We start from the raw sequence: 13,354 nt of genomic DNA on the forward strand, positions 1-13,354 counted from the left end.
AGCTGAGCTAAGAGCCCCACACAACGCCTGCGCTGCAAGCGAGACCGCAATTATGCGCTAATTCTGGAGGGCTTGCAGGAAAACCCGCGGGTTTTTTTAATCCAGTGCGTTGCGGCGTTGCAATTCGACGAACAGGCCCGCCTGGTCCAGGTCGCCCAGGCCGTTTTTCACTCCCTCGGCATAGAGCTGCTCCAGCAGGCCGGTGATGGGCGCGTCAAAGCCGACTTCCTCGGCCGTGGCGATGGCGTTGCGCATGTCCTTGAGCTGCACCGTCATGCGCCCACGTGGCGCAAAGTCGTGCTTGACCATGCGTTCGCCATGCACTTGCAGGATGCGGCTGTCGGCAAAGCCGCCGGAGATGGCTTCACGCACCTTGGCAGGGTCGGCACCGCCGCGTTCGGCCAGCAGCAGGGCTTCGGCCACGGCACCGATGGTGATGCCCACGATCATCTGGTTGGCCAGTTTCGCGAGCTGGCCTGCGCCATGCGGACCCACATGGGTGGCACGGCCCAGCGCGGCAAAGACAGGCAGGGCATGTTCGAAATCCGCAGCCTCGCCACCGGCCATGATGGCCAGCGTGCCGGCTTGCGCACCCAGCGTGCCGCCCGAGACGGGGGCATCCAGATGCCGCACGCCCAGCGCGGCAAGCTTGCCGGCATGTTCACGCGCTTCGCGTGGCTGGATGGAGGCCATGTCGATGAACAGCGAGCCATTGGGCATGGCGTCGGCAACCCCCAGCGTGAACAGCACTTCGCCCACGATGGCGCCGCTCTCCAGCAGGCTCACGGCGAAGTCCACGCCGCGTACGGCATCTGCCGCGCTGTCATGGATGCTCGCGCCATCGGCAGCCAGCGGCTCGGCCTTGGCGCGGGTGCGGTTCCAGATGTGGACCTCATGGCCGGCCTGGGCCAGGCGGCGGGCCATGGGCAGGCCCATCATGCCCGTGCCCAGAACTGCGATCTTCAATGTGTTCATGGCGTTGTTTCCCTGGAGCTTTTATGAATGACGACATGCTAAGCCCTGGTGAAGGCCGCAATCGCGGCCATGATCACAGATCAGTTGTGCGCGCAGGATGCAGAAAAAGGGACAGCTGAAAACAACAAGGGCAGCCTGAGCTGCCCTTGATGCTTTTTTTGGAGGTTCACCTTCGCGCTGGTGAGTCGCGCTTTACGGCCTACATCAGCAGATGCTCGCCGGCGTTGTCGCCGCCGAGGATGACGTAGTTGACCTTGCGGATGTCCATGAGCTTGGTGCCGCCTGCGTAGCTGATGGAGGACTGCACGTCCTGCTGCATCTCGACCAGCGTATTCATCAGCGGGCCCTTGACGGGCTCCAGAATGCGCTTGCCTTCCACATGCTTGTACTCGCCCTTGTTGAAGTCGGAGGCCGAGCCGTAGTATTCCTTGAACAGCTGGCCGTCCACTTCCACGGTCTTGCCGGGCGACTCTTCATGGCCCGCAAACAGGGAGCCGATCATCACCATGGTGGCACCGAAACGGATGCTCTTGGCGATGTCGCCGTGGCTGCGGATACCGCCGTCGGCAATGATGGGCTTGGTCGCCACGCGGGCGCACCACTTGAGCGCCGACAACTGCCAGCCGCCCGTGCCGAAGCCGGTCTTGAGCTTGGTGATGCAAACCTTGCCGGGGCCCACGCCGACCTTGGTGGCGTCCGCACCCCAGTTTTCGAGGTCGATCACGGCCTCGGGCGTGGCGACGTTGCCGGCAATCACAAAGGCCGCAGGGATCTTGGCCTTGATGTAGGCAATCATGTTCTTCACGCTCTCGGCATGGCCGTGGGCAATGTCGATGGTGATGTATTCGGGGCAGATGCCGTCGGCCACGAAACGGTCCACCGTCTCGTAGTCCGGCTGCTTGACACCCAGAGAGATGGAGGCAAACAGTCCCTTGGACTGCATGTCCTTGGTGAAGGCCACGTTGTCGATGTCAAAACGGTGCATCACATAGAAGAAACCGTTTTGTGCCAGATAAGTGCAGATCTTCTCGTCCACCACCGTCTTCATGTTGGCGGGCACCACAGGCAGCTTGAAGCTGCGGTTGCCCAGCACCACGCTGGTGTCACATTCCGAACGGCTTTCCACGCGGCACATGCGGGGCAGCAGAAGAATGTTGTCGTAGTCGAAGATTTCCATGGTTCCAAGCTCCGGAAAAGGTCACGGCGGGAATCTCACCCACCTCAATTTTCAAGGATAGGCGCTTGGCTTGGAGCCCGGTTTTTGGCGGTGCCGGCATGCAGCAGGCAAAAAAAACCGGACCTCAAAAAACTTGGGCCCGGTGATTGATTCTATACGGCGCTGGCGCAAATCGTATGTCCAGACATCGTTATGAGGGTTATAAGGATTTTCTTATAGAGTCGCTCTTGCCCTGCGTCTCACCCGATGTGCCATAGACCCGCATGAAGGCATCCACGGCGCGCTCGGTGCACAGGACAATCTCCTGCGCAGTAGGGGCGGGCAGGTGCTGGAACATGAAGCGCGGCAGCAACTCGGCCTCCAGCAGCGCCAGCAGATGATGGCGCATGACCTCGGTATCGGCGCGGCGCAGCAGGCTGCGCTCTATGCCCTGCTGCAAAAAGGCGTTGATGGCAGCATTGCCGCGCGCCGGCCCCATGTCCCAGCAGCGTTGGCCGATATTGGCGCGCCCGCCTTCGGAAACCAGCAGGCGGCGCACGGCCATCACCTCCGGCGAATACAGCAGACCCAGGAAACGCTGGCCAAAGTTGCACAGCGTCTGCGCCGCATCGTCATTGCCGGTCTGCAGCGCCAGCATGGTGTTCTGGAAGTCGGCCTCGGAGGCCTGGAACATCACCTCCAGAAACAGCGCTTCCTTGGACGGGAAGTAGTTGTAGAGCGTGGCCTTGGAGCCGCCCAGCCGCGTGCAGATCTCGGACATGGAAGTGCGCTCGAAGCCCAGTTCGCCAAAGGTGGCCGCTGCAACGTCAATGATGGCTTGTCGCTTTTCTTCCGTTTTGGTGCGCATGGGGCGAAATGTCCTGGGGCGGTTGTGATGTCTTTCAGTGTAGCGCTTGCGATCTCAAACGCTGGAAACATATACTGTACCGTACAGTTCATTATTAAAGTATTTCATGACTCAATGCATAGCCGCTGCGCCGCAGAGGATTCGGCGCGGGCGCCATGGCTGGTGGGTTCTGGGCTTGCCGGCGGTTCTGGCAGCCTGTGCCCAGATTCCCGAATGGGAGGGCAAGGCCATGCTGGCGCAGCCCGTGCCCGAGACTCTGCAGGCTGCAAGCCATGCCCCGCCCATGGACTGGCCCACCCAGCAATGGTGGCAGCGCTATGGCGACGCACAGCTCGATCAGCTGATCGCCGAGGCTCTGGAGGGCGCTCCCGATATGGCGGCCGCCGCAGCCCGCGTGCTGCAGGCCAGGGCCATGCTGGGCGTGAGCGAGGCGGCTTCTGCGCCGCAGCTTTCCGCCCGCGCCTCGGTCAGCGAGGACAAGCTCAGCTACAACCATCTGACGCCAGAGGCCTTCGCGCCGCGCGGCATGAATGACTACGGCCGCGCCACGCTGGACCTGAGCTGGTCGCTGGACCTGTGGGGCAAGCAGCGCGCCGCCGTGGCCGCCGCTGCCGGCGAGCTGGCAGCGCGCGAGGCCGATGCAGCCCAGGCGCGTCTCTTGCTGTCCAGCAATGTGGCCCTGGCCTATGCGCAGCTGCTGCGTCTGGCCGCCAATGCGCAGACGCTGGAGCAATCGGTGCAGGTGCGCCGGACCACGGCCGAGTTGTTTGAGCAGCGCTATGCCAACGGGCTCGAAAACCAGGGCAGCGTGCACAGCGCCAGGGCGCGTCTGGCAGCCGCGCAGGCCGAGCTGGCACAGATGCAGGAGCAGGTCGCCTTGCAGCGCAACAGCATTGCTGCGCTGATCGGAGCCGCTCCCGATCGTGGTGCGGCCATCGTGCTCGATGCCGGGCGCCTGCAATCGCCGTGGCAGCAGCAATGGGCCTTGCCCGAGCAGTTGCCGGCGCATCTGCTGGGCCGTCGCCCCGATGTGGTGGCCGCCCGACTGCAGGCACAGGTGCTGGAGTCGCGCGTGGCATCGCAGCAGGCCGAGTTCTATCCCGATGTGAATCTCAGCGCCTTTGTCGGCGTGCAGTCGCTGGGCCTGGACATGCTGAGCCGCAGCGGCTCCGGCATCGCCAGCGTGGGCCCGGCCGTCAGCCTGCCGATCTTCAATGGCGGCCGTTTGCGCTCGCAACTGGGTGCCGCGCGCGCCCGTTATGACGAGGCCGTGGCCCAGTACCGCAGCACGCTCAACCGGGCCTTGCAGGAGGTGGCGGACAACGCAGTCAGCCAGCGAGCGCTGCTGCAGCAGCTGACGGCCATGCAGCAGGCCGTGACGGCTGCGACCGAGGCGCATCGCGTGGCGCGCAACCGCTATGAGGGCGGGCTGGCGCGCTATCTCGATGTGCTGTCGGCCGAAGACCAGTTGCTGGCCAGCGTGCGCCAGCTGGTCGATGTGCAGTCGCGCGCCCTGACGCTCGATATCAGTCTGCATCGCGCACTGGGCGGCGGCTGGAGCGAGTCCGCCGGCGCCTCTGACGCGATCGCGCCAAAGGCCTGAGCCACTTTCCAGAACTGAATCACGACTTGCGCAAAACAGGTTCGGGCAAGACGACTGCCTCAGCAGGCAGGCTGTGATTGCAGTCTTGTTTGCGTGACTCCCATGAATATTTCCGAGGTTTTTTTGTATGACTGAAAACGCTTCTTCCGTGAGCGCGAATCCCGCTGCGCGCGAACAGCGCCGCAACCGGTTGCTGGCCGGGCTGGCTGGCGTGGTACTGCTTGGCGGTGCGGTTGCCGGCGCCTATTGGTGGCTGCATGCCTCCCGCTTCGTCTCCACCGACAACGCCTATGCGGCGGCCGAGGTGGCGCAGGTCACGCCCTCCATAGGCGGCACGGTGCTGGAGGTACTGGTCAGGGACACCCAGGCCGTGAAGCAAGGCGATGTGCTGGTGCGCATCGATCCCACGGACGCCAGGCTGGCACTGGCCCAGGCCGAGGCCGAGCTGGCCCGCGCCATGCGCCGCGTCAAGGGCTACGTGGCCAATGATGGCGGCCTCAAGGCCCAGGTGACGGCCCGCGAGGCCGATGAAAAGCGCGCGGCCGCGCAGCTGCTGGCGGCCGAGGCCGATATGGAGCGTGCCACCATCGACCTGCAGCGCCGCCAGGCCTTGGCCAAGAGCGGTTCGGTCTCGGGCGAGGAGCTGACGCAGGCGCAGAACGCTTTTGCCGCAGCCAAGGCGCAGCTGGCATCGGCCGTGGCCGCGCAGGCACAGGCCAGGGCCAACCGCGAAGCCGCCGTGGGCGCCAAGCAGGTCAACGCCACCTTGATCGAGGGTGCAGATGCAGAGACCAACCCCGAGGTGCAGCTGGCGCAGGCGCGGCGCGATCAGGCTCAGGTCGATCTGGATCGCAGCACGGTGCGCGCTCCCGTCGATGGCGTGGTGGCCAGGCGCAGCGTGCAGATCGGGCAGCGCGTGCAGGCAGGCGCACCCTTGATGACGGTGGTGCCGGTGCAGCAGATCTATGTGGATGCCAACTTCAAGGAAGGCCAGCTGGGCAAGGTGCGCGTGGGCCAGCGCGTGCAGCTGCAGTCCGATCTGTACGGCAGCGATGTGAAGTACAGCGGCACTGTGGTGGGCTTCAGCGGCGGCTCCGGATCGGCGTTTGCGGCCATTCCCGCGCAGAACGCCACGGGCAACTGGATCAAGGTGGTGCAGCGCCTGCCAGTGCGCATTCAGCTCGATGCCGCCGAGCTGGCCAAGAACCCGCTGCGCGTGGGCCTGTCCATGCAGGTGACGGTGGACACCCGCAGCGGCCCTGCCGACGCAGCCGGCGTGGCGACCACGGCCGCGCAGTGAGCGTCTCATGAGCGATCACAACGCAAGTGCGGCCGCGGCGGCCGATGCGCCCGCCGTGCCCATGGCCGCCGGCATGGTGCCGCTGACGGGGGGCACGCTGTGGCTGGCGGCCCTGGTGCTGGCCGCGGCCAATTTCATGGCCGTGCTGGACATGACGGTGGCCAATGTCTCCGTGCCCAGCATTGCCGGCAACCTGGGCGCGACCACCAGCCAGGGCACCTGGGTCATCACCAGCTATGCGGTGGCCGAGGCCATCACCGTGCCGCTGACCGGCTGGCTGGCGGCGCGCTTCGGTGCGGTGCGCGTGTTTGCCACGGCCATGGGCTTGTTCGGTCTGGCATCGCTGCTGTGCGGCCTGGCCAATTCGCTGGGCATGCTGGTGTTTGCGCGTATCTTGCAGGGTCTGGCCGGCGGCCCGCTGATGCCGCTGTCCCAGTCGCTGCTGCTGCGTATCTTTCCGCCGCGCATGGCGCCCGCGGCCATCGGCCTGTGGTCCATGACCACGCTGATCGCGCCCGTGCTGGGCCCCATCGTGGGCGGCTGGATCTGCGACGAGTACACCTGGCACTGGATCTTTCTGATCAACATCCCGGTTGCCCTGGTGTGCGCGTTCGCGGTCTGGCATCTGGTCAGGCGCTACGAGCAGCCGCTGCTCAAGAACCCCATAGACACCGTGGGCCTGATGTTGCTCATCGTCTGGGTGGGTTCGCTGCAGCTGATGCTGGACGAAGGCAAGAATCTGGACTGGTTTGCCTCGCCCATGATCGTGGCGCTGGCCGTGGTCGCCGTGGTGGGCTTTGCGGCCTTCATGATCTGGGAGCTGCATGCCGAGCACCCGATCGTTGATCTGCGCGTCTTCAGGCATCGCGGCTTTTCCATGGCCGTGCTGACGATCAGCCTCGCGTTTGCGGCCTTCTTCGCCGTCAATGTGCTCACGCCGCTGTGGCTGCAGAGCTTCATGGGCTACACGGCCACGCTGGCGGGTCTGGTCACGGCCTGGACGGGCTTGTTCGCGCTCTTCGTGGCGCCGGCTGCGGCCGGGCTGGCGGCCCGGGTGGACCCGCGCCGGCTGATCTTTGGCGGCGTGTTCTGGATGGGGGTGATAACCTGCTGGCGCGCGTTTGCGACCACGGACATGGGTTATTGGGACATCGCCCTGCCGCTGATGTTCATGGGGCTGGGTCTGCCGTTCTTCTTCATACCGACCACCGGGCTGGCGCTGGCCAGCGTGGAGCCGCAGGAGATGGACAACGCCGCCGGCCTGATGAACTTTCTGCGCACCCTCTCGGGCGCGGCTGCGGTCTCCGTGGTCAACACGGCCTGGGAGAACGGCACGACGCGCAAGCATGCGGATCTGGTGGGTTTGAGCGATGCCAGCGGCGAGGTGCTGCACGGGCTGCAGCAGTCGGGCATGAGTCCCGATGCGGCGCTGTCGGCGCTCGATCAGCTCATCACCAGCCAGAGCGTGATGCTGGCCACCAACCAGATCATGTTCATCATCGCGGGCGGCTTTGTGCTGGCGGCCTGCGCGATCTGGCTGGCACCCAGGCCGAGCCGCACGGTCGAGCCCGGTGCGGGTGGCCACTGAGTGTGAGTGCCGTGGCTTGAATGAATTGATAGCTGCTTGCGCTTGATATGCATGAATTTCAGATATGAAGATGTCTGAAATCCATATTTATCAAGCGCAGGCAGCTTTTCTTTCAGGAGCATGAAGCCGCGAAAGCAGCAGCAAGTCGAAGGGAGTCGCCAGCATTTCTACAATGGGGGGCTATGTTCCCGATCGACCTGCTTGACTCCGCGCCAGACGGTGCAAATTCCGGCGCCAATCCCGCCTCTCACTCGCCCCTGCTGACCGGCCTCAATGACGAGCAGCTGGCCGCGGTGACCCTGCCTGCGGGCCATGCGCTGATTCTGGCGGGTGCCGGCTCGGGCAAGACGCGTGTGCTCACCACACGCATCGCCTGGCTGCTGCAGACCGGGCAGGCCACGCCCGGCTCCATCATGGCCGTGACCTTCACCAACAAGGCCGCCAAGGAGATGCTCACGCGCCTGTCGGCCATGCTGCCCTACAACGTGCGCGGCATGTGGATCGGCACGTTCCACGGCTTGTGCAACCGACTGCTGCGCGCTCATTATCAGGCCGCGAAGTTGCCCCAGGCGTTCCAGATTCTGGATACGCAAGACCAGCTCTCGGCCATCAAGCGTCTGTGCAAGCAGTTCAATGTGGATGACGAGCGCTTTCCGCCCAAGCAGCTGATGTACTTCATCGCGGGCTGCAAGGAGGAGGGCATGCGGCCCGGCGATGTGGTGGCGACCGACCCCGACACTCGCAAGAAAGTGGAGCTGTACCAGCTCTACGAGGAGCAATGTCAGCGCGAAGGCGTGGTCGATTTCGGCGAGCTGATGCTGCGCAGCTACGAGCTGCTGCGTGACGATGCCCATCTGCGCCACCATTACCAACGCCGCTTTCAGCACATCCTGGTGGACGAGTTCCAGGACACCAACAAGCTGCAGTACCAGTGGCTCAAGCAACTGGCGGGCGACGATGTGGGCGGGCGCTACGAGTCGGCAGCCAGCGTGATTGCCGTGGGTGACGACGACCAGAGCATCTATGCCTTTCGCGGAGCGCGCGTGGGCAATATGGCGGACTTCATCCGCGAGTTCGACGTCAAAAACCAGATCAAGCTGGAGCAGAACTATCGCTCCTTCAGCAACATCCTCGACTGCGCCAATGCGCTGATCAGCAACAACAGCAACCGCCTGGGCAAGAACCTGCGCACCAGCCAGGGCCCGGGCGAGCCGGTGCGCATCTACGAGGCGCCCAGCGATCTGGCCGAGGCCGCGTGGATGGTCGACGAGATCAAGCAGCTGGTCAGAAACGACGGCTTCACACGCCAGGAAATTGCCGTGCTCTACCGCAGCAATGCGCAGAGCCGGGTGATCGAGTCGGCGCTGTTCAATTCCAAAATTCCCTACCGTGTGTACGGCGGCCTGCGCTTTTTCGAGCGTGCCGAAATCAAGCACGCCCTGGCCTATCTGCGCCTGCTGGAGAATCCGCACGACGACACCAGTTTCCTGCGTGTGGTGAACTTTCCCGCACGCGGCATCGGCGCGCGCACGATCGAAGTCCTGCAGGACACGGCACGCAGCAGCGGCACTTCGCTGAGCGACGCCGTCACCGCCGTGGGCGGCGCGGCCGGCACCAAGCTGCAGGGCTTTGTGGCCCAGATCGATGTGCTGCGCGAGCAGACGCAGGGGCGCACGCTGCGTGAAATCATCGAGACCGTGGAAGAACAAAGCGGGCTGATAGAGCATTACCGCAACGAGAAAGAGGGCGCGGACCGCATCGAGAACTTGCAGGAACTGGTCACGGCTGCCGAGAGCTTTGTGACCCAGGAAGGCTTTGGCCGCGATGCCGTGGCCATGCCGCTGGACGAGCAGCAGAATGCGCCGCAGCTGAGCCAGTCGCCCGTCAGCCAGGGGCTGGACCCGAATCAGCCGCTGCTGGACGAGGCGCTCAGGGCACCGGCAGGTACTGCAGCCTCCATGGTCAATGCCGATACCGGCGAGACGCTGTCGCCGCTGCAGGCTTTTCTCGTGCATGCGGCGCTGGAAGCCGGCGACAACCAGGCCCAGGCAGGCCAGGATGCGGTGCAATTGATGACCGTGCATGCCTCCAAGGGCCTGGAGTTCGATGCAGTGTTCATCGGCGGCGTGGAGGAAGGCCTGTTCCCGCACGAGAACGCCATGATGGATCGTGGCGGTCTGGAGGAGGAGCGGCGCCTGGCCTATGTGGCCATCACGCGTGCGCGCAAGCGTCTGTATCTGAGCCATTCGCAGACGCGCATGCTGCATGGCCAGACGCGCTACAACGTCAAGAGCCGCTTCTTTGACGAGTTGCCCGAAGAGGCGCTCAAGTGGATCACGCCCAGGCAAAGCGGCTTTGGCAGTTTTGCGCCCTCTTCAGGCGCCGGTGGTGCCTGGGGATCAAGGGCTGGAGGTCAATACGGCTCGGGCTCGGGCGGCAAGCAGACCGAAGTCTTTGCCAGCCCGCCCGTGCCGCAGCAAAAGGCCGAGCCTGCGCACGGCATCAAGGCCGGTATCGCGGTGTTCCACAACAAGTTCGGCGAGGGCAAGGTGCTGGCCGTGGAAGGCACGGGTGACGATGCGCGCGCCCAGGTCAGCTTTGGCCGCCATGGCACCAAGTGGCTGGCGCTGGCGATTGCCAAGCTGACGATTGTGGACTGAGGCATAGCGCCTTTGCCCAGTAAAAAGCCGCCTTGTAGAAGGCGGCTTTTTTATGAGGCGTTGGCGCTTATTTGGCGCTGAGCTTCATCTGGGCGGGCGAGGCCGTGATGTAGCCCACGGCGGAGCCGAACTTGTCCTTGTAGTTGGCCTTGATCAGCGGATCCAGCTGGGTCTTGACGTTGGCGTGGATGCCGCCCCAGTCGCCAGCGTGCTGGAAGTTGCTCATGATGTAGGTCCAGCCGTTGATCTCGTCCACGGCATGCAGGCCGGTGGATTCACCACCTGCGGGCACGGACAGCACGCGCGACAGCTGCTTGGTGTCCACGTTGTAGGCCCACATGAAGTTGTTGACGTGCTGGCTGCTGTCCTCGCCGATGAACAGGGTGCGCATTTTCTCCGAGAACTTGAGGTTGTCGGGGTTGGCAATCTTGTTGGGGTTGGCGGTGTTACCCAGGGCGTCGCCCTTGAGGGTCTTGCCGTCGCTGTCCAGCAGATCCTCGCCAGCCAGCAGGGGAGCGGTGTCCACGGGCATCCATTCGCTGTTGATGGCCGTGCCGGTCGTGTCCTTCTGGCCGCCCTTGAGGTTCAGCGCCATCACCACGCCGGCGACCAGCTGCTTGGGCACGGAGACGCCGTTGCCAGGCACGTTGGCGGCATTGCCGGCCACCATGGAGGACTGCACGTTCTGCAGGGCGGAGTAGGCGATCTTGTCCTTGGCGTTGACGGTCGTGCCTTCCATCTTGGTGAAGCCCAGGCTGGCACCCTTGAAGGCTGCATAGCGATGGGTTTCGAGGAAGGCGGCGGCCTTGTCCATGCCGGGGTTGATCTTGATCCACTCGGTCTTGCCGTTGGCCACGATCTTGGTGTAGCTGGAGTCGCTCGGGTCGGCCTTGAGCACGGTCATGATGTCCGCAGGCTTGAGCGTGTTGGCCAGGTTCTCGATCTCGGCGCTGGTGGCAGAACCCAGCTTGATCCAGGTCAGGGGTGCAGCGCTCTTGGCTGCAGGGTCGATGGAGAAGCCCGCGCCGACCTTGGCGGCATACAGCGTGCCCGACGACAGGTCTTTTTCCTTGTCTGCCACGAAAACGAAATAGCCGCTGTTGGTGGCATCGTCACCCATGAGGGCGGTGCGCTGGTCGGGCATGACCTGCACCAGCTCGTGCGAGATGCGGCCCATGCAGAAGTGCTTCTTGATGGTGGCCGTGCCGTCGACATTGACGATCACTTCGGGCATGTGGCCGTAGTGGTAGGGGTTAGCCTTGTTCTGGTCGCCATACAGGTTCTGGCTGTAAGCCTGGAACATGGTGTTGCTGCCGATGCTGAAGGCATCGGGCTCGTACTCTTCCGACGACAGATGGGTGCCCCAGGGCGACAGGCTGGCACCGCAGGTGATCCACAGTCCATGAACCTTGGAGGTGTCCACATTGTGGTATTTCACCAGGCTCAGCTTGCCGGTGCTCTGGTCCTGGTCCAGCGTCAGCACGGCGATGGGCGAGGGCAGCTTGCCGTACATATCGGTCTTGCCGTCCTGAGCCCAGGTGGTGTACTCGAACTGCACCACGGCAAAGACGGGCTTGCCCTTGACGCCTTCTACCTTGGCATCAGGAACGGTCAGCAGCGAGGTGCCGTCGGGCGAATCGGAGAAGAAGTGGCGCTCTTTGCCAGCGACCGTCTTGTCGATGATCTTGTTGTTGTAGATGTCGTAGTAACCACCGGCCAGCACCTGGTCGCCCTTGCCGTTGGAGACCATGTCGCCGGTCACGAAGAAAGGCTGATAGCCCAGGTCGTAGACCTGCTCGCTCTTGTCGTCGAAAGCGACCTTGAGCTGCGAGGCCGCATACATGGTCGCCATCTTGTCAGGGGTGCTCAGCGTAGGCGCGGCCATGCTGGTGAAGGTGGCGGAAACATAGTTCTTGGTGACGGGAGGCGTCGTAGGCGTTGTCGGTGTGTCGTCATCACCACCACCACATGCGGCCAGCAGGCTGGATGCGGACACGACCGAACCCAGTGGGAGCAGAGGAGCGCCGGAAAAGAGTTGCAGGGCCTTACGACGGCTGAGCAGATTTTGTGCCATGAGAGTTTCGCAGTGTGGGGTGAAGCGCAGACTTGGGGCCGCGCTGAATTGGATGAATGCCAGGACATGAGATGCATGCCTTGGTCAGTCCTGCGAATCCTAGGAAACAAATATGACAGTGCCGTGGCGGCTTGATGACGCCGGGATGAATGATCTGCTGGCGCGGGCCTTTGTTCGGCCCATAAAAAAGCCCCGACCTGGGGCCGGGGCTGGTGCGGGGTACTGCTCGAGCTTAGGAGTCCGATGATGGCGGCGCTGTGTCCGATGAGGAGTCGGTCAGAGTCTGGTCGTCATCGGGCGGGCTGAAGCTGTCACGGAAGGTAAACACAATCGAGGTAAAAAAGATGGCTGCCAGCATCAGTGCCGTTGCCACCATCAGGCCACCGGCAATGCTGCCGATGAGCATGGCAAGGATGCCGGTCACGATGGCCAGGGCCATGCCGGAGACGATGAACACGCCGATCCAGCAGACACCGAACACCAGATAGGCACCGATATTGCGAATGCAGCCGACAAAGCTGAAGAACAGCGATTTGACGGGGCTGATGCCATGCCAGTGGATGAGCGCCGGAGCATGCCAGAAGGCCAGAGACAGCGGCAGGTAGAGAAACATGCTCAGCCACATGGCGGACTGGAACTCGGGCTCTTCGGCCAGTTCGCGGGTCATGGGAGTCTGACCCAGGTAGACGCTGGCAAACGTGCCGCCGTCCACAAGGCTGGAGGCACCGATGATGAGCAAAAAGCCTGCGGCATAGAGGCCGCCCAGCATCAGCATGGAGTGCAGATGCTGGCTGCCGGAGCGGAAAGCCACCAGCAGCAGCGCCGGTGTGGGCTTGCGGCCGTGGGCGGCTTCGGATGCCGCGACCATCATGGTCAGCGAGATGCATGGCAGCAGTGCCAGTGCAATGACGGGGCCGATCAGCGGCAGGGCCGAGATCAGAGACATGCTGGCCATGCCCAGAAAGAACAGGGCGGCCAGGGCCAGGGGCTGGCTTTTGAAGGTGCGCAGACCCTGCAGCACCCATTGCAGACCGGTGCCGGGTGGAACGATTTGAAGTTTCATGGAAGAGGCTGAAATACTTTTGCGAGAGCGTGCAAAAGTCGCTTCTTGCACTGTACCCGAGACGGCT

At 63.6% G+C, this 13,354-nt stretch carries 9 protein-coding genes; 4 read left to right on the forward strand and 5 right to left on the reverse strand.

Going from position 1 to position 13,354, the window contains the following annotated elements:
• Positions 1–96: 96 nt before the first annotated feature.
• The 3 genes from CSE6_RS03330 to CSE6_RS03340 all read right to left on the reverse strand — a co-directional run bounded on the left by CSE6_RS03330 (position 97) and on the right by CSE6_RS03340 (position 2,999).
• Positions 97–975, reverse strand: coding sequence for an NAD(P)-dependent oxidoreductase (locus CSE6_RS03330; protein ID WP_059439885.1), 879 nt, complete (start codon positions 973–975; stop codon positions 97–99).
• A gap of 199 nt (positions 976–1,174) precedes the next feature.
• The gene (locus tag CSE6_RS03335) at positions 1,175–2,152 is read right to left on the reverse strand and encodes a GMP reductase (protein WP_012837214.1); all 978 of its coding nucleotides are present in this window, start codon (positions 2,150–2,152) and stop codon (positions 1,175–1,177) included.
• 199 nt (positions 2,153–2,351) lie between these two features.
• Entirely contained in the window at positions 2,352–2,999 is a 648-nt protein-coding gene (locus CSE6_RS03340) for a TetR/AcrR family transcriptional regulator (protein ID WP_059439886.1), read from the reverse strand.
• 106 nt (positions 3,000–3,105) lie between these two features.
• Between CSE6_RS03340 and CSE6_RS03345 the strand changes: the two genes are divergently transcribed.
• From CSE6_RS03345 to CSE6_RS03360, 4 genes are all read left to right on the forward strand, one after another.
• On the forward strand, positions 3,106–4,602 hold the full coding sequence (locus CSE6_RS03345; RefSeq protein ID WP_059439887.1) for an efflux transporter outer membrane subunit: 1,497 nt from the start codon (positions 3,106–3,108) through the stop codon (positions 4,600–4,602).
• 127 nt (positions 4,603–4,729) lie between these two features.
• Positions 4,730–5,902, forward strand: coding sequence for an HlyD family secretion protein (locus CSE6_RS03350; protein WP_059439888.1), 1,173 nt, complete (start codon positions 4,730–4,732; stop codon positions 5,900–5,902).
• 7 nt (positions 5,903–5,909) lie between these two features.
• Entirely contained in the window at positions 5,910–7,490 is a 1,581-nt protein-coding gene (locus CSE6_RS03355) for a DHA2 family efflux MFS transporter permease subunit (RefSeq protein WP_059439889.1), read from the forward strand.
• 182 nt (positions 7,491–7,672) lie between these two features.
• Entirely contained in the window at positions 7,673–10,150 is a 2,478-nt protein-coding gene (locus tag CSE6_RS03360) for a UvrD-helicase domain-containing protein (RefSeq protein ID WP_059439890.1), read from the forward strand.
• Positions 10,151–10,217: 67 nt separating this feature from the next.
• Here CSE6_RS03360 and CSE6_RS03365 read toward each other — a convergent pair whose 3' ends face one another.
• Both CSE6_RS03365 and CSE6_RS03370 read right to left on the reverse strand, forming a co-directional pair.
• Positions 10,218–12,224, reverse strand: coding sequence for a PhoX family phosphatase (locus CSE6_RS03365; protein ID WP_034378624.1), 2,007 nt, complete (start codon positions 12,222–12,224; stop codon positions 10,218–10,220).
• A gap of 232 nt (positions 12,225–12,456) precedes the next feature.
• Complete coding sequence (locus CSE6_RS03370; protein ID WP_059439891.1) at positions 12,457–13,287, reverse strand: BPSS1780 family membrane protein; 831 nt, start codon at positions 13,285–13,287, stop codon at positions 12,457–12,459.
• Between the last annotated feature and the right edge of the window lie 67 nt (positions 13,288–13,354).

The organism is Comamonas sp. E6 (genome assembly GCF_001010305.1).
Classification (GTDB): Bacteria; Pseudomonadota; Gammaproteobacteria; order Burkholderiales; family Burkholderiaceae_C; genus Comamonas; species Comamonas thiooxydans.